This window comes from Parazoarcus communis (assembly GCF_003111645.1).
GTDB lineage: Bacteria > Pseudomonadota > Gammaproteobacteria > Burkholderiales > Rhodocyclaceae > Parazoarcus > Parazoarcus communis_A.
In genome coordinates this window covers 2,956,108-2,980,342 of the sequence record NZ_CP022187.1, presented here as the reverse complement: position 1 = coordinate 2,980,342, position 24,235 = coordinate 2,956,108, and the positions used below count along the sequence as shown (strand labels likewise).

General features: G+C 63.0%; 25 protein-coding genes. 19 read left to right on the top strand and 6 right to left on the bottom strand.

What is annotated here, in order from left to right; translation table 11 throughout:
• Positions 1–14: 14 nt before the first annotated feature.
• The 7 genes from CEW83_RS13645 (at position 15) to CEW83_RS13615 (ending at position 8,286) form a co-directional block, all read left to right on the top strand.
• Positions 15–500 (top strand): hypothetical protein, encoded by a 486-nt coding sequence (locus tag CEW83_RS13645; protein ID WP_108949838.1) that lies wholly within the window; start codon positions 15–17, stop codon positions 498–500.
• A gap of 115 nt (positions 501–615) precedes the next feature.
• Entirely contained in the window at positions 616–1,872 is a 1,257-nt protein-coding gene (gene urtA, locus CEW83_RS13640) for an urea ABC transporter substrate-binding protein (protein WP_108949837.1), read from the top strand.
• 182 nt (positions 1,873–2,054) lie between these two features.
• Complete coding sequence (gene urtB / locus CEW83_RS13635) at positions 2,055–3,674, top strand: urea ABC transporter permease subunit UrtB (protein WP_234418823.1); 1,620 nt, start codon at positions 2,055–2,057, stop codon at positions 3,672–3,674.
• 318 nt (positions 3,675–3,992) lie between these two features.
• Positions 3,993–5,192: an urea ABC transporter permease subunit UrtC gene (gene urtC, locus CEW83_RS13630; protein ID WP_234418822.1), complete on the top strand. Its 1,200-nt coding sequence runs from the start codon at positions 3,993–3,995 to the stop codon at positions 5,190–5,192.
• The gene (gene urtD / locus CEW83_RS13625; RefSeq protein WP_108949835.1) at positions 5,189–6,052 is read left to right on the top strand and encodes an urea ABC transporter ATP-binding protein UrtD; all 864 of its coding nucleotides are present in this window, start codon (positions 5,189–5,191) and stop codon (positions 6,050–6,052) included. The genes urtC and urtD overlap by 4 nt, the downstream gene beginning before the upstream one ends.
• 552 nt (positions 6,053–6,604) lie before the next feature.
• On the top strand, positions 6,605–7,297 hold the full coding sequence (gene urtE, locus CEW83_RS13620; RefSeq protein WP_108949834.1) for an urea ABC transporter ATP-binding subunit UrtE: 693 nt from the start codon (positions 6,605–6,607) through the stop codon (positions 7,295–7,297).
• Positions 7,298–7,332: 35 nt separating this feature from the next.
• Positions 7,333–8,286 (top strand): LysR family transcriptional regulator, encoded by a 954-nt coding sequence (locus CEW83_RS13615; RefSeq protein WP_108949833.1) that lies wholly within the window; start codon positions 7,333–7,335, stop codon positions 8,284–8,286.
• Positions 8,287–8,380: 94 nt separating this feature from the next.
• Here the strand turns inward: CEW83_RS13615 and CEW83_RS13610 are convergent, their stop codons facing one another.
• The 3 genes from CEW83_RS13610 to CEW83_RS13600 are packed head-to-tail and all read right to left on the bottom strand — an operon-like array spanning position 8,381 to position 11,061.
• A complete protein-coding gene (locus CEW83_RS13610; RefSeq protein ID WP_108949832.1) occupies positions 8,381–9,154 on the bottom strand; it encodes an ABC transporter permease in 774 nt (257 codons plus the stop codon).
• Between the two features lie 14 nt (positions 9,155–9,168).
• Complete coding sequence (locus CEW83_RS13605) at positions 9,169–9,948, bottom strand: ABC transporter ATP-binding protein (RefSeq protein WP_108949831.1); 780 nt, start codon at positions 9,946–9,948, stop codon at positions 9,169–9,171.
• A 54-nt stretch (positions 9,949–10,002) separates the two neighbouring features.
• Positions 10,003–11,061 carry an ABC transporter substrate-binding protein gene (locus CEW83_RS13600; RefSeq protein WP_108949830.1) on the bottom strand — a complete coding sequence of 353 codons (1,059 nt, stop codon included), beginning with the start codon at positions 11,059–11,061 and terminating at the stop codon, positions 10,003–10,005.
• A gap of 398 nt (positions 11,062–11,459) precedes the next feature.
• On the opposite strand from CEW83_RS13600, the gene CEW83_RS13595 reads away from it, so the two are divergent.
• Positions 11,460–12,305 (top strand): hypothetical protein, encoded by an 846-nt coding sequence (locus CEW83_RS13595; RefSeq protein WP_108949829.1) that lies wholly within the window; start codon positions 11,460–11,462, stop codon positions 12,303–12,305.
• A 314-nt stretch (positions 12,306–12,619) separates the two neighbouring features.
• On the top strand, positions 12,620–12,931 hold the full coding sequence (locus tag CEW83_RS13590; RefSeq protein ID WP_199915115.1) for a hypothetical protein: 312 nt from the start codon (positions 12,620–12,622) through the stop codon (positions 12,929–12,931).
• A 36-nt stretch (positions 12,932–12,967) separates the two neighbouring features.
• On the opposite strand, the gene CEW83_RS13585 is transcribed toward CEW83_RS13590, so the two are convergent.
• Entirely contained in the window at positions 12,968–13,396 is a 429-nt protein-coding gene (locus CEW83_RS13585) for a TOBE domain-containing protein (RefSeq protein WP_108949827.1), read from the bottom strand.
• A 183-nt stretch (positions 13,397–13,579) separates the two neighbouring features.
• Here CEW83_RS13585 and CEW83_RS13580 point away from each other — a divergent pair, with 183 nt between their 5' ends.
• Genes CEW83_RS13580 through modC form a run of 4 tightly spaced genes read left to right on the top strand, consistent with a single transcriptional unit; the run spans position 13,580 to position 16,981 of the window.
• Entirely contained in the window at positions 13,580–14,407 is an 828-nt protein-coding gene (locus CEW83_RS13580; RefSeq protein ID WP_199915114.1) for a TOBE domain-containing protein, read from the top strand.
• 38 nt (positions 14,408–14,445) lie between these two features.
• Complete coding sequence (modA, locus tag CEW83_RS13575; protein WP_108949825.1) at positions 14,446–15,201, top strand: molybdate ABC transporter substrate-binding protein; 756 nt, start codon at positions 14,446–14,448, stop codon at positions 15,199–15,201.
• A 14-nt stretch (positions 15,202–15,215) separates the two neighbouring features.
• Positions 15,216–15,899: a molybdate ABC transporter permease subunit gene (gene modB, locus CEW83_RS13570; RefSeq protein WP_108949824.1), complete on the top strand. Its 684-nt coding sequence runs from the start codon at positions 15,216–15,218 to the stop codon at positions 15,897–15,899.
• Positions 15,896–16,981: a molybdenum ABC transporter ATP-binding protein gene (gene modC, locus CEW83_RS13565; RefSeq protein ID WP_108949823.1), complete on the top strand. Its 1,086-nt coding sequence runs from the start codon at positions 15,896–15,898 to the stop codon at positions 16,979–16,981. The genes modB and modC overlap by 4 nt, the downstream gene beginning before the upstream one ends.
• A 24-nt stretch (positions 16,982–17,005) precedes the next feature.
• On the opposite strand, the gene CEW83_RS13560 is transcribed toward modC, so the two are convergent.
• Complete coding sequence (locus tag CEW83_RS13560) at positions 17,006–17,872, bottom strand: universal stress protein (protein ID WP_108949822.1); 867 nt, start codon at positions 17,870–17,872, stop codon at positions 17,006–17,008.
• Positions 17,873–17,882: 10 nt separating this feature from the next.
• Positions 17,883–19,358, bottom strand: a complete 1,476-nt coding sequence (locus CEW83_RS13555) for a SulP family inorganic anion transporter (RefSeq protein ID WP_108949821.1) — start codon at positions 19,356–19,358, stop codon at positions 17,883–17,885.
• 247 nt (positions 19,359–19,605) lie between these two features.
• On the opposite strand from CEW83_RS13555, the gene queF reads away from it, so the two are divergent.
• The 6 genes from queF to ureC all read left to right on the top strand — a co-directional run bounded on the left by queF (position 19,606) and on the right by ureC (position 24,226).
• Positions 19,606–20,460, top strand: a complete 855-nt coding sequence (gene queF, locus CEW83_RS13550) for an NADPH-dependent 7-cyano-7-deazaguanine reductase QueF (protein ID WP_108949820.1) — start codon at positions 19,606–19,608, stop codon at positions 20,458–20,460.
• Positions 20,461–20,628: 168 nt separating this feature from the next.
• Positions 20,629–21,510 (top strand): urease accessory protein UreD, encoded by an 882-nt coding sequence (locus tag CEW83_RS13545; RefSeq protein WP_108949819.1) that lies wholly within the window; start codon positions 20,629–20,631, stop codon positions 21,508–21,510.
• Positions 21,511–21,549: 39 nt separating this feature from the next.
• Entirely contained in the window at positions 21,550–21,852 is a 303-nt protein-coding gene (ureA, locus tag CEW83_RS13540; RefSeq protein ID WP_108949818.1) for an urease subunit gamma, read from the top strand.
• 19 nt (positions 21,853–21,871) lie between these two features.
• Entirely contained in the window at positions 21,872–22,177 is a 306-nt protein-coding gene (locus tag CEW83_RS13535) for a hypothetical protein (RefSeq protein WP_108949817.1), read from the top strand.
• Between the two features lie 26 nt (positions 22,178–22,203).
• Entirely contained in the window at positions 22,204–22,509 is a 306-nt protein-coding gene (locus tag CEW83_RS13530; RefSeq protein WP_108951403.1) for an urease subunit beta, read from the top strand.
• Between the two features lies 1 nt (position 22,510).
• Positions 22,511–24,226, top strand: coding sequence for an urease subunit alpha (gene ureC / locus CEW83_RS13525; RefSeq protein WP_108949816.1), 1,716 nt, complete (start codon positions 22,511–22,513; stop codon positions 24,224–24,226).
• Positions 24,227–24,235 lie beyond the last annotated feature (9 nt).

Sequence of the window (24,235 nt, the reverse complement as noted above, 5' to 3'; positions counted from 1 at the left end):
CTTGAGCTGCGCCCATGATCGACAGCTGGCTGCTTGCTCTCGAGGGGGCGGTGCTTGCGCGCTCGCTGCGGGCCTCGGTGTGGGTCTATCCGCTGGTCAACGCAGCCCATGTCCTCGGGGTGGCATTGCTCGTCGGTGCCATCGTCCCGCTCGACCTGCGCTTGCTCGGCGCTTGGCGCGCGCTGCCTCTGGCGCCGCTGTGGCACGTGCTGACGCGTACCGCAGCATTCGGGCTGATGCTCGCCGCGGGCGCCGGGGGGCTGATGTTCATCGCGCGAGCCACCGAGTACGCTGCGTCCCCCCTTTTTCTGGCAAAGATAATGATCGTGGGTGTGGCGACGGCCAATGCACTGGCCCTGCGCACGATCGGGCTCGATGCCTTGCTGCGTTCGGAAACCGCACCGCCTAAGCTGCCCGGGCGGGTGCGCTTCGCAGCGCTCGTTTCGCTGCTGGGCTGGCTGGTGGTGCTGCTGCTCGGGCGTCTGGTGGGGTATTCGTAAGGCACGGTCCTGCCCCTCCTACGCAATCTTGCGTATTCCTGTTCCAGCGGTGAATCCCTAATCTGGCATTGCAGCGCAGCAATGCGCTCCTACTACCGATTACTGGGAGACCCACATGCAGACTCGTCGCAGCTTCATCAAGGCACTGGCCCTTTCCGCTTCCATCGCAGCGATCGGCGCGCCGATTGGCGCACATGCAGCCGACACCATCAAGGTCGGCATCCTGCACTCGCTCTCGGGCACGATGGCCATTTCCGAGACGGCGCTGAAGAACGTTGCGCTGATGACGATCGAAGAGATCAACGCCAAGGGCGGCGTGATGGGCAAGATGCTCGAGCCTGTGGTGGTCGACCCCGCTTCCAACTGGCCGCTGTTCGCCGAGAAGGCCCGTCAGCTCGTGGCGCAGGACAAGGTGGCCGCAGTGTTCGGCTGCTGGACGTCGGTGAGCCGCAAGTCGGTGAACCCGGTGTTCAAGGAGCTCAATGGTCTGCTCTTCTACCCGGTGCAGTACGAAGGCGAAGAGCTTGAGAAGAACGTGTTCTACACCGGTGCTGCCCCCAACCAGCAGGCCATTCCCGCCGTGGAATACCTGATGAGCGAAGAGGGCGGCTCGGCCAAGCGTTTCGTGCTGCTCGGCACCGACTACGTGTATCCGCGCACGACCAACAAGATCCTGCGCGCCTTCCTCAAGAGCAAGGGCGTGGCCGAGTCGGACATCATGGAGGACTACACGCCCTTCGGCCATTCCGACTACCAGACCATCATCGCCAACATCAAGAAGTTCGCGTCCGAAGGCAAGAAGACGGCGGTCATCTCGACCATCAACGGCGACTCCAACGTGCCCTTCTACAAGGAACTGGGCAACGCCGGCCTGAAGGCGACGGACGTGCCGGTGGTGGCGTTCTCGGTGGGTGAAGAAGAGCTGCGCGGCGTCGATACCAAGCCGCTGGTCGGTCACCTTGCCGCCTGGAACTACTTCATGACGGTGAAGAACCCCGAGAACGATTCCTTCATCTCCAAGTACAAGGCCTGGGCGAAGAAGAACGGTGTGCCGAACGCCGACACCGTGGTCACCAACGACCCGATGGAAGCGACCTACGTCGGTATCTACATGTGGAAGCAGGCGGTCGAGAAGGCCAAGAGCACCGATACCGACAAGGTGATCGCTGCGCTTGGCGGCCAGACCTTCAAGGCACCGTCGGGCTTCACCCTGACCATGGACAAGACCAACCATCACCTGCACAAGCCGGTCTACATCGGTGAAGTGCGCGCCGACGGTCAGTTCGACGTGGTGTGGAAGACGAAGTCGCCGATCCGGGCCCAGCCCTGGAGCCCGTTCATTGCGGGCAACGAAGGCAAGCAGGGGCTTTGATGAAAGGACCGGCGATCGTCATCTGACGCTTGCCGGTGCCCGGTGCGCATGTGTCGCGCCGGGCTGTGCTCCGGGGATGTGCCCGGAGCCGTGTTTTCCGGCCAGGGGGCTCACCTTGGCCCGGCCGTAATTGATTGTTCCGACTTCGCCCTGTTCGGGCGGATGATCCGATGGAGCCTGCAATGAACCGATTGCTGATGCGGCTCGCGCTGCTCTTCGCCACCCTTGCCGCCCTCTCCAGTCCCGCCCGCGCCGCGCTCGATCCTGCGCTGGTCGCCGGCTTTGCCGGTGACTTTTCCAGCCGCATCAGTGCGATTGAAGCACTTGGCGTGGATGGCAGCGAGGATGCCCGCCGTGTGGTGAACGCGCTTGAGGCCGGCAATCTGGGCGTGGCAGCTGACAAGGTCGTGATTCTCGATGGTGAGACCGTGCGCGATGCCGCCAGCGGTGAAGCCCTCGAAATCGCCCTCGCCGATGTCGATGCCATCACCGTGAATAACCGCGTGCGGCGCTCGATCGCCACCGCGAACGCTGCGTTCGAGCTGGTTTCGCCCGATGCAGCAACGCGTCTGGCGAGCGCCAACGTGCTGATCGAGAACGCCAGCGAAGCACTGTTGCCGCTGTTCGAGCGTACTCTCGCCAGCGAACAGGATGAGGCCGTACGCAGTGTGATCAGCCGCGCCGCTGCCCGTATCAACCTGAGTTCTGCCGATGCGGCCAAGCGCCTGAAGGCGGTCGAGGCCCTCGGCGAATCGTCCGACCCGGCCGTCAAGAACATGCTTGCCGCGCTGCTCGAGAAGCAAGGTGAGGGCAAGCAGGCCACCTGGGTGGAGCCCGACGCCAGGGTCCGTGCCGCGGCCGAGTCCGCGATCAGCGCAATCGATGGTCGTATCGCCACGGCGCAAACCATCGGTACCGTGTTCTCCGGTTTGTCGCTGGGCTCCATCCTGCTGCTTGCCGCGCTGGGCCTCGCCATCACCTACGGCGTGATGGGCATCATCAACATGGCCCATGGCGAACTGCTGATGGTCGGTGCTTACGCCACCTTCATGGTGCAGGGGCTGTTTCGCAATTATTTTCCAGCCTATGTCGACTGGTACGTGGTCGCGGCCGTCCCCGCTGCCTTCTTCGCCGCTGCACTGGTAGGCATCGCGATGGAGCGCCTGGTGCTGCGCCACCTGTATGGCCGCCCGCTGGAGAGTCTGCTCGCGACCTGGGGCCTGTCGCTGGTGCTGATTCAGGCTGCACGCGTGATCTTCGGGCCGCAGAACCTTGAGCTGGCCAACCCGAGCTGGATGTCGGGCGGGATTGAGCTCGCAGCCGGTGTGGTGCTGCCGTTCAACCGTATCGTGATCATCGGTTTTGCCGGCTTCGTGCTGGTGCTGATCTGGCTGATGATGCAGAAGACCCGGCTCGGCATGTTCGTCCGCGCAGTGACCCAGAACCGTCCGATGGCGGGTTGTGTCGGGGTGCCGACCGCACGTGTCGATACGCTGGCCTTTGCCATCGGTTCGGGCGTGGCCGGTCTCGGTGGCTTGGCCCTGTCGCAGATTGCCAACGTGGGGCCGGCCATGGGCACGGGCTACATCGTCGATGCCTTCATGGTGGTGGTGCTGGGCGGTGTCGGCCAGCTGGCCGGTGCAGTGTGGGCGGCGCTTGGTCTGGGCATCGTGGCCAAATTCCTCGAAGGCTGGGCGGGCGCGGTGATCGCGAAGATTCTGGTGCTGGTGTTCATCATCATCTTCATCCAGAAGCGGCCGCAGGGGATCTTTGCTCTGAAGGGGCGGTTTGCGGATAGCTGATTCTGGTGCGGTGCCACGAGTGAGCCAGTTGGATGTGTTTGCTCCAGGGCTGCGGAACTCGCTCGTGTCACTCGCTCGGACAGTCCTCGCCCTTGCACAAACACACCCGACTGGCTCTGGCAGTGGGGCATCACTGACTAAAAAGGCCTGAACGGACCAGCGATGGGTGGGGTGTTCGTGGCGCAGGCGAGGACTGTCCGAGCCGAGCGCAGCGAAGGTGAGTTCCGCAGCCTGCAGAACGAATACCCCATGCATCGCGAATCGCAGGCACTGCCCGTCGGGCAACAACGAATCAAGGCAACCAAGGAGGCGCCAAAAATGCGCACCCCATTTACCGTAAGACTGATCCAGAGCATGCCGAGAACTGGCTGGATTGCGCTCGCGATCTTCGCCGCCATCACCTGGATCGGTATTCCGGCCGCTCACCTGATGCTGCCCGAATCGAGTCCGCTGCATCTCTCGGCCTATACCATCAGCCTGCTCGGCAAGATCCTGTGCTACATGGTGGTTGCCGTGGCGATGGACCTGATCTGGGGGTATGCGGGCATCCTCAGCCTCGGTCACGGGCTGTTCTTCGCCCTCGGCGGTTACGCCTTCGGCATGTACCTGATGCGGCAGATCGGTCGCGACGGCAGTTACGGCTCCGATCTGCCCGACTTCATGGTCTTTCTCGACTGGAAGGAACTGCCCTGGTACTGGGCCGGTTCGGATTCCTTTCTGTGGGCCATCTTCCTTGCCATGGCGTTGCCCGGCGTGGTCGCCTTCATCTTTGGCTACTTTGCCTTCCGCTCGCGCATCAAGGGGGTGTATTTCTCCATCATCACCCAGGCGCTCACCTACGCGGCGATGCTGCTGTTCTTCCGCAACGAAACCGGCTTTGGTGGCAACAACGGCTTTACCGACTTCAAGCGCATCCTCGGCTACAGCATCACCTCCCCGGAAATGCGCGTCACACTGTTTGCGTTGTCGGCGGCGCTGCTGGTCGCCTGCCTGATCCTCGGTCGCTACCTGGTGAGCTCGCGCTTCGGGCGTGTGCTCACCGCGATTCGCGATGCCGAATCCCGCGTCATGTTCATCGGCTACAACCCGTTGCACTACAAGCTCTTCATCTGGACGCTGTCGGCCGTGCTGTGCGGCCTGGCCGGCGCGCTGTACGTGCCGCAGGTCGGCATCATCAACCCGTCGGAGATGAGCCCGGCCAACTCCATCGAGCTGGCAGTCTGGGTGGCCGTGGGCGGGCGCGGCACGCTGATCGGTGCAGTGCTTGGCGCCGGCATCGTCAATCTGGCCAAGAGCTACTTCACCGTCACCGTTCCGGAGTACTGGCCGTTCTTCCTCGGTTTCCTCTTCATCGCAGTCACGCTCTACCTGCCGGATGGCGTTGTCGGCTTGTGGCGCAAGCTGCGCGCACAAAAAGGGCCGGACAGCGCGGTGGCGAGTGAAGCGGCCGTCCGCCCGCAGACTGAAACCGATCACACCACGCCGGCCAATTCCTCAGCCAAGGGAGCAAGGGCATGATGCCGATCACCGATATCGAGCGCGCCGCAAACGAAGCCACGGCCAACGCAGGCAACCTTCGCGAGCAATGGGAGAGCGAGGCAACGACCAGTCACCTGGTGACCGGCGAGCTCGATCTTTCGCACAACGTCATCCTGTATCTGGACGACATCACGGTCAGCTTCGATGGCTTTCGGGCGCTGAACAAGCTCTCGCTGACCATCGATGCCGGCGAACTGCGCTGCATCATCGGCCCCAATGGCGCGGGCAAGACCACGATGATGGATGTGATCACCGGCAAGACGCGGCCGGACGAGGGCAAGGCGTTCTTTGGCCAGACCATCGACCTGACGCGCATGACCGAGCCGCAGATCGCACACGCCGGTATTGGCCGGAAATTCCAGAAACCAACGATTTTCGAGAAGCACACCGCGTTCGAGAACCTCGAACTGGCAATGAAGGCGGACAAGCGCGTGCGCCGCAGCCTGTTCGCGAGTCTGTTCGACGATGAGCGCGACCGCATCAGCGATGTGCTGAAGCAGATCCGTCTGGACAAGGAGGCCGACCGCAGCGCCGGCCTGCTCTCGCACGGTCAGAAGCAGTGGCTGGAGATCGGCATGCTGTTGATGCAGGAGCCGCGCCTGCTGTTGCTGGACGAGCCGGTTGCCGGCATGACTGACGATGAAACCGAGCGTACTGCGGAGCTCTTCGTCAGCCTCGCAGGCAAGCACTCGCTGATGGTGGTCGAGCACGACATGGCCTTCGTCGAGGCACTGGGCGGCAAGGTCACTGTGCTGTGTGAAGGCTCTGTGCTGGCTGAGGGCGATTTGGCTACCGTGCAGGCGGATCCGCGGGTGATTGAGGTTTATCTGGGGCGTTAGTGTTTTGTTTCTGTGTTGTATGTGCTGCTAACGCCGGTCACGCGGGGTATTCCTTCCATGGGCTGCGGAACTCGCTCGTGTCACTCGCTCGGACAGTCCTCGCCCATTCCAGAAATACCCCGCATAACCGCCTTGACTGGGTTCGTTGTGAACGTGGGAAAGGCAGAGATGCTGCGGGGAAGTAGTGCGCTAATGACAATCGACGCATTCAGCGGTGTGCCGGTCTGACAGACGAAGGTCTGATGCGTGACGAGTGCTCCGCGCACAAGCTCTTTAAACGGGTTTTGTTTTTCACGTTCACCAGGACCCCCAGCCAAGCCAGCTATGTCGGGTGTTTGTGCAGTGGGCGAGGACTGTCCGAGCGAGTGACACGAGCGAGTTCCGCAGCCCACGGAGCAAATACCCGGCGTAGCTGGCGTTAGCAGCACGACCCGATTCTTCGCAAAATCATCTATCTGTTTTGAACTGAAAAAACCGCGCCCGATTCTTGCTAATAAAACCCTGACCCAAGGCCCCAGGCCACAAGCCAGGAAGCGCCGAAAGGAAAATATCATGCTGAAAGTCGACAACCTGAATCAGTACTACGGTGGCAGTCACATCCTGCGCGGTCTCTCGTTTGAGGTCCCGGTGGGCAAGGTGACGACCCTGCTTGGGCGCAACGGTGTGGGCAAAACCACGCTGCTCAAGACACTGATGGGCCTCGTCCCGGCAGCCAGCGGTTCGATCCACTTTGGTGCGCAGGACATCACCCGCGCACCATCGTATAACCGCGTGCGCGCCGGCATCGGCTATGTACCCCAAGGGCGCGAGATCTTTCCGCGCCTCACCGTCGAAGAAAACCTGCACATGGGGCTGGCCACCCGCCCCAGCGGCGAAAGCATTCCCGCGCGCATCTTCGACATGTTTCCGGTCCTCAAACAGATGATGGGCCGGCGCGGCGGCGACCTCTCCGGTGGTCAGCAACAACAGCTCGCAATCGGCCGGGCGCTCGCCTTCGGCCCCAAACTGCTCATCCTTGACGAGCCCACCGAGGGCATTCAGCCCTCCATCATCAAGGATATCGAACGCGCCATCCGCAGCCTGGCCGCCACCGGCGAAATGGCCATCCTGCTGGTGGAACAGTATTACGATTTTGCACGTGCACTGTCCGACCAGTACCTCGTCATGGAACGTGGCGAAATCGTCATGCGTGGCGCGGGAGAAAACATGGACGCCGACGGCGTGCGAGAGGCGCTCGCCGTCTAACACCGGGCCCAGGTGGCCCGTACAGGAGAATCAGTATGGCCAACGGATGCACCTGGGATTCACTCGACGCACACCTGCTGCGCGTACTGCATGTACTGCTCACCGAAGGCAGTGTGTCGCGCGCCGCGCGCCGTCTCAACCTGTCGCAGCCCGCGGTCAGCACAGCGCTCAAACGCCTGCGCGACATCACCGGCGACCCGCTGCTGGTGCGCTCGCGTGGCGGCATGACTCCGACCGAGCGCGGCGCCGAATTGCTCGAGCCGATCCGCATTGTGCTCGAACAGATCGAGCGCATCGCCGAAGGCCCGACCGGATTCGACCCCGCGAGCACCCGCCGCAGCTTCAACGTGGCCACGCCTGACTACCTCAACGCCATGCTGCTGGGCGAAGTCGTCACCGACGTGCACAAGCTCGCGCCCAAGGCACAGATTGCCTTCCATTCGATGACGCAGAACTCGGATTACCCGCGTGCGCTCGAATCCGGCGAACTCGACCTCGTCATCGGCAACTGGCCCAACCCGCCCGATCACCTCCGCACCGCCCCGCTGTTCGAAGACCGCATGGTGGTGATGATGCGCACCGGCCATCCGCTCGCCAGTGGCCAGCTCAGCATGAGTGACTGGCTGGCGGCAGAGCATGTCGTGCCCACACCGTATTCGGTCGGTCAGCGTGGTGTGGTCGACGTCTTCCTCGCGCGCGAACGCATGCGTCGCAACGTGGTGGCGCACGTGCCGTACTTTCACATGGCGCCCTTCATGCTGATCAATTCCGATCTGATCTTCACCGCGCCGGCACGCTTCGCGGAGCACTACACCACCATGCTGCCGCTCAGCATCGTGCCCGCGCCGGTCGAACTGCCGTCGATGGCTTACTACCTGCTGTGGCACGATCGCACCCAGCATTCCGCTGAATGCCGCTGGTTCCGCGAGCGCATCGTGCGCGCGGCCCGTGCAACGCCTGTTGCCGCACCGCTGCGGCGAGTTGCCTGAATCCTTTCCGGATCTGGGGATTCGACTTTGAAACGCTGACGGCCCGGCCCTCCTCTGCACGGACCGTCTTTGTCTGACCTCCGCATACGGGTGCTTACATTGCCCCGTTCGGATTGCGGTGCGCCCAGCCGGTGAGCTTGCGCTCGACCAGCGCAAACAGTTCGTACATCACCACGCCCATGATGCCGATCACGATCAGGCCAGCGAACACGAGCGCCATGTCCATCGACGAGCTCGCCGCCATCATCAGGTAGCCAATGCCGAGGTTGGACGCAACCGTCTCCGAGATCACCGAACCGACGAAGGCGAGGGTGATCGCGACCTTCAGCGAGGCGAAGAAGTAGGGCATCGCGCGCGGCAAGCCGACCTTTCTCAGGATGTCGAGGCGGGATGCGCCCAGCGAGCGCAGCACATCTTCCATCTCGGGTTCCAGCGTCGCCAGGCCGGTGGCCACGTTCACCACGACCGGGAAGAAGGAGATCAGGAAAGCGGTGAGGATCGCCGGAATGGTGCCGATGCCGAACCACACCACCAGCACCGGAACGAACGCAACCTTGGGAATCGAGTTGAAGCCCACCAGCAGGGGGTAGAGCGCCTTGTAGATGATCGGCGAGGATCCCACCGCGGCACCGACCACGAGCCCGAACACCACCGCGATGGCGAAGCCGGCCAGGGTCGTGAGGAAGGTCTGGGTGGCGTGCATCATGATCGGGTCCCAGTGCATCACCGTTGAATGCCAGACGGAAGATACCGAGGGAAACAGGAACTCGGGCACATCGAAGGCAACGACGATGCCTTCCCATAACAGGCCGAAGAACAGCACGACGAGCCAGGGGGCGAGCCGGATCAGGGTTTTCTGTGACAGCATGAAGGCCTCCGGGCTCAGGATTCGCGAATGTGGCCAATGTGCTCGCGCAGTTCGTGCACGTAGCTGGCAAAGGGCTCGGTGTAGGTCACGTCGAGGTCGCGCGGGCGCGGCAGGTCGATTTCGCGTCGCACCAGGATGCGGCCCGGGCGCTTGCTCATCACGTACACCGTGTCGGCCAGAAACACTGCTTCGCGCAGGTCGTGGGTGACCAGCACCACGGTGAACGGCTCTTCCTGCCACAGGTCGCGCACCATGCACCACAACTCTTCGCGGGTGAAGGCGTCGAGCGCGCCGAAGGGCTCGTCGAGCATCAGCAGGCGTGGCTTGTGAATCAGGGCGCGGCAGATCGAGGCGCGCTGCTGCATGCCGCCGGAGAGCTCCCACGGGAACTTGTCCTCGAAACCGGCGAGGCCGACGCGCTTGATCAGGGCGCGCGCCTGCTCCTCGTACTCGGCGCGTTTTGCGCGCAGCGTGGAGCGATAGGGTTCGACGATCTCCATCGGCAGCATGACGTTCTGCAAGGTGGTGCGCCACGGCAGGAGGTTGGAGGCCTGGAAGGCCATGCCGACGCATTTCTGCGGGCCGCCGACTTCGCGCCCGTCTACATATACATAACCCTTCGAGGGGGGCTTGAGGCCAGTGACCAGCTTCATCACCGTCGACTTGCCGCAGCCTGAGGGGCCGACCAGCGAGATGAACTCGTTCTCGCGGATCGACAGGCTGACATCCTCGATCGCAAACGGGCTTCCGGGCTGGTAGGCCAGGCTCACATCTTCAAAACGGACAAAATCCATGAACGCTCTGGCGGGCAACGAGGGGCGTCGCCCGCACACTCCTTGGGGCAGTGCTTACTTGATGGCGCGATCGGCTGCGGAGGGCAGGTAGGCGGCGGTGAACAGCGTGCTGGCGTCAGGCGTGGCAGGCAGGCCGAACGCCGTGGCTGCTTCAGCGACCGAACGCTTCATGCGCTCGGGATCGACTGCGCCGAGGCCGAGCGAGCGGCTTTCGGGCGTCACCACCACGGAGTCGAGCGCGAGCTTCAGGCGCTGGCTTTCAAGCGCAACGTTGATCAGGGGGTCGCGTTCCTTCACCGCCAGTACTGCAGTGTCGGGGCTGGCGACGGTTTCCTTCAGGGCCTTGTTGAAGGCGCGGACGAAACCTTCAACCGCCTTCGGTTGTTCGCTCAGCATCTTCGGGCTCGCGATCAGGGTGTTGCCGTAGAACTCGACACCGTTGTCGGGGTATTTCAGCGCAACGATCTGATCGGACGGCACGCCACGCGCCTGCAGGTTGAGGAGGCTGGTGAAATAGAAGCCGGTGATGCCGTCGACGTCGCCGCGCGCAAGCAGGGTTTCACGAATCGCAGGCTCGACCGTCTGCCATTTCACTGCATCGAGCGCCAGACCATTGGCCTTGGCGAAGGCCGGCCAGGCCTTGCGTCCGCCGTCGAAAATCGGTGCAGCCAGCGTCTTGCCGACGAGGTCCGCCGGCTTGGTGACGCCCGACTTCTTCAGCACAAAGACGGCGGCGGGCGTCGAGTTATAGACCATGTAGATGCCCTGGATCTTCGAGCCCGGGGTTTTCGCGTCGTATTCGACCAGCGCATTGAAATCGGCAAAGCCCATGTCGTAGGCGCCGGTCGCAACCCGCGTCACGGCACCGGCCGAGCCGTTGCCGGCGTCGATCTCGACATCCAGGCCTTCGGCGGCGAAGTAGCCCTTGCTCTTGGCAAGCAGGAAGGGCGCGGACGGGCCTTCGAAGCGCCAGTCGAGGGTGAACTTGACCTTCACCGGATCGGCGGCGTGGGTCTGTCCGAGCCCGAATGAACATGCCGCGACAAGCAGGGCGCCCAGAACGGTGCGGCGGGTGATTGGTGCGGAGAGGGCGTCAGACTTGAATTGAAACATGCGGTGCTCCTTTGAGTTGATGGAGCAAGCTTGGCAATTGCCGTGCCACGGCCAAATTGATGCAAAGGTGGCGATTTCGGGTGTTTCAAGTCCTGACTTGCACTGAAAGTGTGCGGTTGATTTTCTGCAAGCGGCCTAAGTGGATGAATGTGTGCGTATTTTGCGATGCACAATCGCTGTGCGTCCAGGCTTGAAAGAAGCCTTTGTGGTGCCTGTGCTTGATCTTTGAAGACTTAGAAATAGTCTTTATAAACAAATGGATGCAGATGTTGTTGCTATACGAAATCAGCAATAAGGGCTATTGAAGAAAAATCTCCGGACTCCTGTTAGCTTGAAAAAAAGCGCGGCCTCTTGCTGCGTTGAACAACACCATTTTTACGCTCAGGAGCCCTCGAACCATGCACAAGCTTTCCTCCCGCCTTTTCGCCACGACTGTCCTTGGCGCCTGTCTAGCAGCGCCCGTGACTGCTTCTGCGGCCAACTGGAGCGACACTTCGATCTCATATCGTTATGGCGAGCAGTTCAGGGAGCCCGCCATTTCGGACGATGTTTCGAAAGACATCGTTGGTTTCACCCATGTGAGTGGACACAACTACGGACAGAACTTCCTGAACGTGGATATCCTGATGTCCGACAGCAAGGACCCGGCAAAGGGCGGCGATACCGGCGCGCAGGAAATCTATGTTGTGTATGCCCACCAGCTCTACCTGGGCAAGGTCTTCGACAAGAACCTGTCTTTCGGGCCTGTGAAGGAAATCGCGCTGACGACCGGTCTCGACTGGAACTCCAAGGACACGGCATTTGCGCCGAAGGTGCGCAAGATTCTGGTTGGTCCGACGCTGAAGTTCGATATTCCCAAGGGCTTCTTCGATGTGAGCCTGCTGTACTACAAGGAGTGGAACAACAACGGCATCGTCGGCAAATCGGTTGAATTCGATCCGACCTACCGTATCGCGATGGCCTGGGGCATTCCCTTCAACGTCGGCTCGGTGCCTCTGTCCTTCGAAGGCTTCCTGAACTACACCGGCAAGAAGGGCAAGGACGGCTTCGGCGTGAAGACCGATCCCGAGACCTGGACTGACATGTTCATCATGGCCGACGTCGGCCAGATGCTGATGGGCAAGCCGCGCACCCTGCGCGCAGGCATTGGCTACGAGTACATCAACAACAAGTTCGGCTCCAAGGAAGGCAGCACGGGCTCCGAGACTTCCACGCCGATGATCAAGCTGCAGTGGCACTTCTGAGCTTGCTGATCGCGGTCTGAGTTTTGGGAAGGGCGGCATGGCCGCCCTTTTTTCGTTCACTGCCGTCTGCCTGCCCCGCTTTCTCATCCCGCTGTGCGGAATCTTTCTCGGGCATCGTTATTGCTTTTGGATGCAACGAATGCGCGTGGCAGACCCGCTTGCGCCATTCTTGTCAGGCGGATCGCATCAACACGCCTGTGTGAAGACATTCCTGTCCCAGGAGGATGTGTGCGGTGTTATGTACAGCAAGCCATATAAGAACCGGTGATCGTCGTCGTGCCGCAGACAGTGGCGAGCAGCCCTGGTGGGGTCGCTTGCCGGTGGAGTGGCGCGACGTGGTGGTGGTGCCCCTGTCCTTTGATCTGTTCCGCGAGGCCGAACTCGATGCCGAGCGGGTCTTCGGCTACGACCCTGACGGAGAAGCCTGCTACTACGCACACCGCTATGTATTGCGCGAACCGCGCTCGGATGACGGCGAAGAGTTCTATGCGGCAGCGGCTTACGCGGAGTCGGTCGCGGCCTGGCGTTTGCGCGACCAGCGCTGGCTGATCCACCGCACCGTGCAGCCCGGTCAGGACTGCGCCGGACAGTCCTTCTACAGCTTCAGCGAAAGCATGCCGCGCTGAGTTCCTGGAGCGACATGAATGTCCCGGGGTGCACGCTCAGGCGGGGACCCCAAGAATGACGTTCGACGCCTTGATGACTGCGGTGACGGGGACGCCGGGCCTGAGTCCAAGCTCTGCGGCTGCTTCCTTGGTCACGACCGATGCCACCTCGCTGCCGCCGGGAAGGCTGATGCTGACCTCGGCGTTGACGGTGCCGACCTCGACCGATTTGACCGTGCCGGTCAGGCTGTTGCGTGCTGACAGGCGGATGTCGCTGCCTTCGCTCATCAGCATGACCCAGGGGGCCTTCACCAGTGCGACGACGTCCTTGCCCGTCTTGAGCTCAAGGGCATTGAGGCTTTCCATGGTGACGACGGCGACGAGGGAGTCGTTTCCACCAATCGAGACTGCGACCTCTGCATTCACGATGCCGGTCTTGATTGCACTGATGGGGCCTTTGAAGATGTTGCGGGCACTGACTTTCATGTTGTTCTCCAGAGCGATCCTGTAATTGAAGGAAAAGAAACACGTTGTAGCTCGAGCTACATATAATTGTCAGGTAATCAACAAATGTCCCCGGGGTGCACTGTAGTTTCAAGGGTTATTCCTGTGCAACCATAGTAAATGCCGCCTGGCATGGTTTTGGCTTTATATAAATCGGAATACATAATGCCTTCACAGACGATGACAGCTACCCGTTTCCTCGCCCGCATGTCGCTCGAAACCGAGATCGGTGCAGCGCTATCCGATACGCGTATCCGATTGCTGGAAGAGATCGGGCACAAGGGCTCGATCAACCAGGCGGCGAAAGCGGTACCCCTGTCGTACAAGGCGGCCTGGGACGCGATCGACACCATGAACAATCTGGCGCCCGAGCCTCTGGTCGTTCGTGTCACCGGCGGACGACAGGGTGGAGGCACCCGCCTCACCGAATACGGCCAGAAGATGGTGGCGATGTATCGCGCGCTGGAAATCGAGTATCAGGCCGCGCTCGACCGCCTCACCGAACGGCTCAATGAGGCGGGTGGCTGTGACATTCGCGGTTTCCAGAAGCTGATGCACCGCATGAGCCTGAAGACCAGCGCGCGCAATCAGTTTTCTGGCGCGATCACCGGTTTGCGCGATGGCGGGGTGGATTACGAGGTACGCGTGCGTCTGGACGCCGATACCGAGATTGCCGCCGTCATCACCAAGGCCAGCGCCGAGAATCTCGGGCTGACGATCGGCAAGGAGGTCTTTGCCCTGGTGAAGTCGTCCTCGGTGATGTTGTCGGTCGATCAGACGATGCGGCTCACCGCGCGCAACCAACTGTGGGGCAAGGTCGCCGAAGTGCATGCAGGGCCGGTGAACAACGAGGTCACGCTGGTGCTGCCATCGGGTCGCAGTGTGACCTGCGTGGTGACCGGCGAGAGCTGCAAGGCATTGGGTATCGAGGTCGGCGTGCCGGTCTGTGCCTTTTTCAAATCATCCAGCGTCATTCTTGCGATCTACGACTGAGGCTGGCCTTTTCCGTCATCATCTACTGGAGTTGAATCATGAAGCCGCCCGTTTCCCGCCTTGTCATTGCGCTCAGTCTTGGTGTGTTCGCCGCTGGCGCGAACGCAGCAGAAGTTCAGGTCGCCGTTGCCGCCAACTTCACCGCGCCAATCAAGGAGATCGCACTGCAGTTCGAGAAGGATACGGGGCACCAGGTGCTGGCGGCGTTCGGCCCGACGGGGGGGCTCTACACACAGATCAGGAACGGCGCGCCTTTCGAGGTATTCTTCGCCGCCGACAGCAAGACGCCGGCGAAGCTGGAAGCCGAAGGCGGCATCGTGCCCGGGTCACGCTTCACCTATGCGGTCGGCAAGCTCGTGCTGTGGTCGTCTGATGGTGCTTACGTGGATGACAAGGGCGAGGTGCTGAGCAGGAATGCGTTCAAGCACCTGTCGATTGCCAATCCCAAGACGGCGCCCTATGGGTTTGCTGCAACTCAGGTACTGGACAAGCTCGGCCTGACGGCAGCGGTCGGGCCCAAGCTGGTCGAGGGCACCAACATCACTCAGGCCTACCAGTTCGTTTCCACCGGCAATGCCGAGCTTGGATTTGTCGCGATGTCGCAGGTGTCGAAGGATGGCAAGATCACGTCGGGTTCAGCCTGGGTGGTGCCCGCCGACATGTACGATCCGATCCGTCAGGACGCGGTGATCCTGAGCAAGGGCAAGGACAGCGAGGCAGCGAAGGCGCTGGTCGATTACCTCAAGGGGCCGAAGGCTGCGGCGGTGATCCGCGCCTACGGCTACGATCTGTAAGGAGGTCGGCGGGCATGTCACTCACTGCGCTCGATCTCTCGGCAATCTGGCTCACGCTGGAGCTGGCGGGCCTGACCACGGTGTTGCTGCTGCTGATCGGTACGCCAATCGCCTGGTGGCTGGCACGCACGCGTTCGTGGCTCAAGGGACCGATCGGGGCGGTGGTGGCATTGCCGCTGGTGTTGCCGCCGACGGTGATCGGCTTCTACCTGCTGGTGACCATGGGGCCGCACGGCCCGATTGGTCAGATGACGACCGCACTGGGGCTGGGCACGCTGCCCTTCACCTTTGCCGGCCTGGTCGTCGGTTCGGTGTTCTACTCCATGCCCTTCGTCATTCAACCCCTGCAGAACGCCTTTGAAGCGATTGGAGAGCGCCCGCTGGAAGTCGCCGCCACCTTGCGCGCCAGTCCGTGGGACACCTTCTTCTCGGTGGTGCTGCCGCTGGCGCGACCGGGCTTCGTCACCGCGTCGATTCTGGGGTTCGCACATACCGTGGGCGAGTTTGGCGTGGTGCTGATGATCGGCGGCAATATTCCAGGCAGCACGCGCACGGTGTCGGTGCAGATCTTCGATCACGTCGAGGCCATGGAGTACGCACAGGCGCACTGGCTCGCCGGCGGCATGGTCGTATTCTCCTTCTTCGTCCTGCTCGCGCTGTACACCAGTCGCCGCTTCAAGCCGGGGATGGGCACATGACGGCAGAAGGCATACAGGCCCGCTTTCGCCTCGACTACAGTGGCTTTTCACTCGACGTCGATCTGCAACTGCCGGGGCGCGGCGTTACCGCACTGTTCGGTCATTCGGGGTCGGGCAAGACCACCTGCCTGCGCTGCGTCGCCGGTCTTGAGCGCGCACCGCTGGGCCGGCTCATCGTCAATGGCGAGCACTGGCAGGATGCCGACGCCGGGATCTTCGTGCCGACGCACGAGCGTGCGATCGGTTATGTCTTTCAGGAGGCCAGCCTGTTTCCGCATCTCTCGGTGCGGCGCAATCTCGAGTTCGGCATGAAGCGGGTCGCCGCAGCAACCCGGCGCGTGGCCTGGGACCAGGCCGTCGAACTGCTGGGGATCGGCCATCTGCTGGACCGCATGCCGGAGCGCCTGTCGGGCGGTGAGCGGCAGAGAGTGGGCATGGCGCGGGCGCTGCTGACCAGCCCGCGACTGTTGCTGATGGACGAGCCGCTGGCCGCGCTGGATCTCAAACGCAAGCAGGAGATCCTGCCCTACCTCGAGCGCCTGCACGACGAGCTCGACATCCCGGTGCTCTACGTCAGCCACTCGCCCGACGAGGTGGCGCGGCTGGCGGATCATGTGATCCTGCTTGATCAGGGGAAAGTGGTTGCTCAGGGCGGGCTGGTGGAGACGCTGGCCCGCCTGGACCTGCCGACGGCGTTTACCGAGGATGCAGGTGTCGTCATCGAGTCGGTCATCGCCGAGCATGATGAACGCTACCACCTGACGCGGCTCGATTTTGCGGGCGGCAGCGTACTGGTCGCGCGGCGCCCGGAGGCCGTCGGCCACCGTCTGCGTTTCCGTGTGCATGCGCGCGACGTCAGCCTTGCCGAGACGCGCAACGATAACAGCAGCATTACCAACCTGCTGCAGGCCATCGTGCAGGAGGTGGTCGTAGCCGATACCCCTGCGCATGTGCTGGTCCGGCTCGATGCGGGCGGCACCCCGCTGATCGCGCGCATCACCCGGCGCTCGTGCGACCAGCTCGGCATCGTGGCCAATCGACGAATGTGGGCGCAGATCAAGACGGTGGCCCTGCTGGGGTGATCCAGCACCCGGCGTGCGGGCTTCTCAGCCCCGCAGCAGCAGTGTCGGAATGGTGGCGGTGCGCAACAGGTCGGTGGTCTTGCTGCCAAACAGCAGGCTGCGCAGCGGCGAGTGGGCGTAGGCGCCCATGATCAGCAGATCGATGCCCTGTGCCTTCACCGTTTTCTCGATGACCTGCTCCGCGTCGCCGGGAATCAGTGAGGCAGGGGCCTCGAAGCCTGCCGCCTCGAGCGTGTTCTTCGCCCACTCCAGCTGCTTGGGCGCGCTCTGGCTTTCCTTGCCCGACATCAGCAGATGGATGGGCAGGCCACGGAACAGCGGGCTGTTTGCCACCATCTCGACGCCGCGACGGGTGACGATGCCGCCGTCAAAGGCGATCAGGATCCGGCGCGGTTCGCTGAAACCCTCGGTCACGGTCAGCGCCGGCTTGTGCAGGGCACGTACCACGCGCTCGACGTTGCTGCCGATGCTCTGGCTGCTGGTCTCGGCCGAGGCGCCGCGACGACCGAAGACGAACATGCGCACGCCGTCTTCCTGTTCGGCCAGGGTGTCGTCGAGCGCACCGTGGCGCTGGCGCATGTCCGGTGCCGGCACGCCGGCGGCGATCGCGCGCTCGCGCAGGCGGTTGAGGAAGATGCGTCCCTGTTCGCGCGCCGCGCGGCTGAGCGCCGCATCCTTGTCGCTCAGGGTATGCAGCAACTGCTCCTGGGCGTTGAAGCCGATGGCGCCGCTATGATCCTCGCCGGAGCCGAGTTCCGGATGGCGGTCGATGACATGGAGGAACTCGAGCGGCGCCTCCATGCGCGTCGCGGCCCAGGCTGCATAGTCGGCAACCGTATCGGCAAAACGGGACTGATCCACGCAGGCCAGAATCTTGTTGTCTTTGCTCATGGTCTGCTCCTCAGTGGCCCATCAGGTTTTCGACGGCTTCAGGCTTGTCGTGCACCGCGAAGCGGTCGACCATGGTCGCACTGGCTTCGTTGAGGCCGATGACCTCGACTTCGGTGCCTTCGCGGCGGAACTTGACCACCACCTTGTCGAGCGCACTGATGGCGGTGACGTCCCAGAAATGGGCGCGGGAGACGTCGATGCTGACCTTGTCGATGACTTCCTTGAAGTCGAAGGAGGCGATGAAGCGGTCGGCCGAGGCAAAGAACACCTGGCCGGTGACGGCATAGCGGCGCATCCTGCCTTCATCTTCCGCGCGCGAACCGACGTGCAGCACCTTGCCGACCTTGTGCGCAAAGAAGAAGCCCGACAGCAGCACCCCGACCAGCACGCCACGCGCGAGGTCGTGCGTGGCAACGGTGACCGCGACGGTGGCGATCATGACCACGCTGGAACTGGGCGGATTCTCGCGCAGCTTGAGTACCGAATCCCAGCTGAAGGTACCGATCGAAACCATGATCATCACCGCGACCAGGGCCGCCATCGGGATCTGGCGCACCCAGTCGCCGAGGAAGACCACCAGGATCAGCAGCACCACGCCAGCGGTCAGCGTCGACAGGCGTCCGCGGCCACCGGACTTCACGTTGATCACCGACTGCCCGATCATCGCGCAGCCGGCCATGCCGCCGAGGAAGCCCGATGCAATGTTGGCCACGCCCTGACCGACGCATTCGCGGCTCTTGTTGCTGGTGGTGTCGGTGAGGTCGTCGACGATGGTGGCGGTCATCAGCGATTCGAGCAGGCCCACGACCATCATCGTCAGTGCGTAGGGGAAGATGATCCCGAGCGTCTCGAGGTTGAGCGGCACATCGGGCAGCAGGAACACCGGCAGGCTGTCCGGCAGTTCGCCCATGTCGCCCACCGTGCGGATGTCGAGATCAAGCACCATGTATACCGCGGTCAGTACTACGATGGTGACCAGCGGCGACGGCACGGCACGGGTGATGTAGGGGAAGAGGTAGATGATGCCGAGCCCGGCTGCAGTCATGGCATACACATGCCAACTGACGTCGGTCAGCTCCGGGAGCTGGGCCATGAAGATCAGGATCGCCAGCGCATTGACGAAGCCGGTCACCACCGAGCGCGACACGAAGCGCATCAGCACGCCCAGGCGCAGCCAGCCGGCAAGAATCTGCAGCACGCCGGTGAGCAGGGTGGCGGCGAGCAGATACTGCAGGCCGTGATCCTTGACCAGGGTCACCATCACCAGGGCCATGGCACCGGTTGCGGCCGAGATCATGCCCGGGCGACCGCCGGCGAAGGCGATCACGGTGGCGATGCAGAAGGAGGCATAGAGCCCGACCTTGGGATCGACCCCGGCGATGATGGAGAAGGCGATGGCCTCGGGGATGAGGGCAAGCGCGACCACCAGGCCGGCGAGCAAGTCGTTGCGGACGTTGGAGAACCAGTCCTGCTGAAGGGATTTCATTGTCTGTTTTGATCCGTCTTGGGCTGCGTGGCAGGCGCGGCCTTGCTGCTGATGTGCCGGATGGAATGTCGCAGGGCGTCAAGGTGCGGCCTTGCGGGCGACGACGTGGCCTGCAGCCTGTCGTCTGATGCCGCGTCTGCGGGTGTTGCGAGAAAGCGCGTTCGTAAGCGCATTGGCCGGTGATTTTACTATTCATGCTGCAGCGCAGCAACAGCGCATCGTGCGCGCTTCTCTTACAATCATACAGATGAACGATACATCCCCTCTCCGCCATGGTGCCGAAGCCTCACCGCTCGGCAAGCCTGTCGCCTATCGCGATACCTATGCGCCCGAGCTCCTGTTTCCGATCGAACGTCAGCTCAAGCGCGACGAGATCGGCGTGCGCGGCGATGCCTTGCCCTTCGTCGGTGAGGATCTGTGGAACGCCTATGAGCTGTCGTGGCTGAACATGCGGGGAAAGCCGGTGGTGGCGCTCGCACGCTTCCGGGTGCCAGCCGATACGCCGCGGCTGATCGAGTCGAAATCACTCAAGCTTTACCTGAATGCCTTTAACCAGAGTCGCTTTGCCGATGCGGGCACTGTGCGCGAAACGATTGCTCGCGACCTGTCCGCTGCGGCAGGCGGCGCGGTGGCGGTTGAACTGATGCCGCTCGGCGAGCGCCCCCTGCGCCAGTTCGGCTACCCGCAGGGTGTCTGTCTGGACAATCTCGACATCGATATCGATACCTATCAGCCGGCCCCGGTCCTGCTGGCAGCCCGTGGTGAAATCGTCAGCGAGACCCTGTATTCCCACCTGCTCAAGTCCAACTGTCTGGTGACCGGTCAGCCCGACTGGGGCATGGTCGTCGTGCGCTACACCGGGCCTGCGATCGAGCGTGAGGGCCTGCTGCGCTACATCGTGTCCTTTCGCGAGCACAACGAGTTTCACGAACAATGCGTGGAGCGGGTGTTCTGCGACATCGTGGCGCGTTGCCACCCGCAGGCGCTTGCGGTGTGGGCACGCTACACGCGGCGCGGTGGTCTGGACATCAACCCGTTCCGTGCGACTCCCGGTGTGGGCAAGGCCGACGAATTCGACGCGTGCGACGAAGTGCGGCAGTAAGCGCAGTGAGACGCTCATGCACTGTACTGGTGCATCCGGCCGGTGTTTACATGGTCGTCTGGCACAGGTCGTGCGCCTGCAAGCCTTGTCTGCACAGAATAGTCAGTCTAAACAGTCGTATATCGGGTCGGCCCTTGAGCTGGAACATTGCTTGCTAATGGAAGCTCCATGAATGCTGTGACAGCCCCTGAATCCCGTTCGCTCGGCGCGCATGCCTGTAATGCTGCCGCCGGGCGCAGCTGGCGTGCCGCGTTGCGGCTGGCGTATGAACGCCGTGGCGAGCGTACCGTGCTTGCGGAGCGCGCGCATGTCGGTCCGCTGGTGGTGCAGCGTCCGCTTTATCCCGAGGGTCATGCGGTGTGCCACACCATTCTGGTACACCCGCCCGCGGGTATCGCCAGTGGCGACAGCCTCAGCGTCGATGTCGATGTCAGGGCAGGCGCCCATGCGCTGCTGACGACACCGGGTGCGGGCAAGTGGTATCGCAGCGCCGGCGCACGCGGCGGGCAGACACAGCGTATTGCGGTGGCCGCAGGCGCCGTGTGCGAGTGGCTACCTCAGGAAAGCCTGGTGTTCGACGGCGCGTTCGGTGACCTCGTCACCGAGGTCAGCCTGTCCGGAGATGCCTGTTTCATCGGGGCGGAGATGCTGTGTTTCGGTCGCACGGGCTCGGGTGAGCGCTTTACCCGAGGTGAGCTTGCGATGCGCACCAGGATAGTGCGGGATGGGCGTCCGCTGTGGCTGGAGCGCGGCAGGGTGGGTGGTGGCAGCGCCCTGCTGGCTGCCGGCATCGGGCTGCAGGGCGAGCCGGTGAGCGGCAGTCTGCTGGCCGCTTCGCCGCTGGTGAATGTCGAACTCCTCAAGGCCTGGCGCGAGATCGCGCCGACGCACGGGACGGGCGGCGTCACCTTGTTGCCCGGCTTGCTGGTAGCGCGTTATCTCGGGCCCGCATGCGAGCCGGGGCGCGAATGGTTTGCGCGGCTTTGGGCTGCGGTCAGGCCGACCGTAGCCGGGCGCCCGATGCAGACGCCGAGAATCTGGAATACCTGATCAACTGATGGCGGCGCCACTGGTGCCGTGGAGAAATCGATGGAACTGAGCCCACGCGAGAAGGACAAGCTGCTGATTTTCACCGCCGGACTGCTCGCCGAGCGGCGTCGGGCGCGCGGCCTGAAGCTGAACTACCCGGAGTCGGTCGCCTTCATCACCTGCGCGATCCTTGAAGGTGCGCGCGACGGCAAGACCGTGGCCGAGCTGATGAGCTACGGCGCTACCCTGCTCACACGCGACGACGTGATGGACGGCGTGGCCGAGATGATTCCCGATATTCAGGTCGAGGCCACCTTCCCGGACGGCACGAAACTGGTCACCGTGCATAACCCCATCATCTGACGCATTGGCGGCGACCATCATGAGCGAAGCCGAAATCGAACTGGCGAGGTTGCTGGCCCGCTTCAAGCTGCAGGTGAAGCGTACGCTGGGGCGCAGCGTGAATCTGACGGCGATGACGAGCGATCCGGCGTATGCAAAGGCGACGCTGGACGAGATCGAAGAGCTCGCCGACGACGAGGCGTTCTTGCTGCTCGTCATCTGTTTGCGCGAAAAGCTGGCACCGGCTGCAGTGGTCGAACCCGTCGTACCCGCGCCGGCCCCCGAGGCTGCGCCGGCGCGCCCACAGGCCATGCGCGATTATCGCTTCGGCGCCCGTGGCGGTTGAACCGCCAGGCACATCAGGAGAAGAAAATGATTCCAGGCGAACTCATGCCGCTCGACGGCGAGATCGAACTCAATGTCGGACGCTCGACGCTGACGCTGTCAGTCACGAATACCGGCGACCGCCCGATCCAGGTCGGCTCGCACTACCATTTTGCCGAAACCAATGCCGCGCTCGACTTCGATCGCACGGCTGCACGCGGTTTCCGCCTCAACATTGCCGCCGGGACGGCGGTGCGTTTCGAGCCGGGACAGTCGCGCACGATCGAACTGGTTGCACTGGACGGTGCGCGCAAGGTGTTCGGCTTCAACGCCCAGGTCATGGGAGCGCTCTGATATGGCAAAGATTACACGCCGCGCCTATGCGGAAATGTTCGGCCCCACGGTGGGAGACCGCGTGCGACTGGCCGACACCGGGCTGATTCTCGAAGTCGAACAGGACCACACCATCTACGGTGAAGAGGTGAAGTTCGGCGGCGGCAAGGTCATCCGCGACGGCATGGGTCAGGGGCAGCAGCTCTCGGCCGAAGTGGCTGATACCATCATCACCAATGCGCTGATCGTTGATGCCGTCACCGGCATCGTCAAGGCAGACGTCGGCCTCAAGGACGGCAAGATCTGGAAGATCGGCAAGGGCGGCAATCCGGACATCCAGCCCGGCGTCACCATCCCGGTCGGTGCGGGTACCGAGGTCATTGCCGGCGAGGGCATGATCCTCACCGCCGGGGGCATCGACAGCCACATCCACTGGATCTGCCCGCAGCAGATCGAGGAGGCGCTGATGTCGGGCGTCACCACCATGCTCGGCGGCGGCACCGGGCCGGCGACCGGCACTTACGCCACCACCTGCACGCCAGGACCGTGGCACATCCATCGCATGCTCGAAGCGGCCGAAGCCTTTCCGATGAACCTCGGCTTCTTCGGTAAGGGCAACGCCAGCCTGCCGGGGCCGCTCAACGAGCAGGTCGAGGCCGGCGTGATCGGCCTCAAGCTGCACGAGGACTGGGGCACCACACCGGCGGCGATCGACAACTGTCTGAATGTGGCCGAGCAGCACGACGTGCAGGTCGCGATCCACACCGACACCCTGAACGAATCCGGCTTCGTCGAAACCACGCTGGCCGCGTTCAAGGGCCGCACCATCCACACCTTCCACACCGAAGGTGCGGGCGGTGGTCACGCGCCGGACATCATCAAGGCGGTGGGCTCGCCGAACGTGCTGCCGTCCTCGACCAATCCGACGCGGCCGTTCACGGTCAACACCATCGACGAGCATCTCGACATGCTGATGGTGTGCCACCACCTCGATCCGGCGATTGCCGAGGACGTGGCCTTTGCCGAATCGCGCATCCGGCGCGAGACGATTGCGGCGGAAGACATTCTGCACGACACCGGCGCCTTCTCCATGATGTCGTCCGACTCGCAGGCGATGGGGCGGGTCGGCGAGGTCATCATCCGCACCTGGCAGACCGCGCACAAAATGAAGGTGCAGCGCGGCGCACTGCCCGAGGATGGCGAGCGTGGCGACGGCAAGGCGGACAACTTCCGCATCCGGCGCTACATCGCCAAGTACACCATCAACCCGGCGATCACCCACGGCATCTCGCACGTCGTGGGCTCGATCGAGCCCGGCAAGCTGGCCGACCTGGTGCTGTGGCGGCCGGCCTTCTTCGGCGTCAAGCCCAGCCTGATCCTGAAGGGCGGCATGATCGCGGCGGCGGCGATGGGCGATCCCAACGCGTCGATCCCCACGCCGCAGCCGGTGCATTACCGGCCGATGTTCGGCAGTTTCGGCAAGGCGCTCAAGACCTCGGTGACCTTCGTCTCGCAGGCCGCGCTGTCCAACCCGGCGGTCGTTGCGCTTGGTCTGACGAAGCCGCTGGTCGCGGTGAAGGGGTGCCGCGGCGTGCAGAAGTCCGACATGGTGCTCAACGGTGCGATGCCGACCATTGACGTCGATCCCGAAACCTATATCGTGCGCGCCGATGGCGAACTGCTCACGTGCGAACCCGCGACCGAACTGCCGATGGCGCAGCGCTATTTTCTGTTCTGACGCAATCCG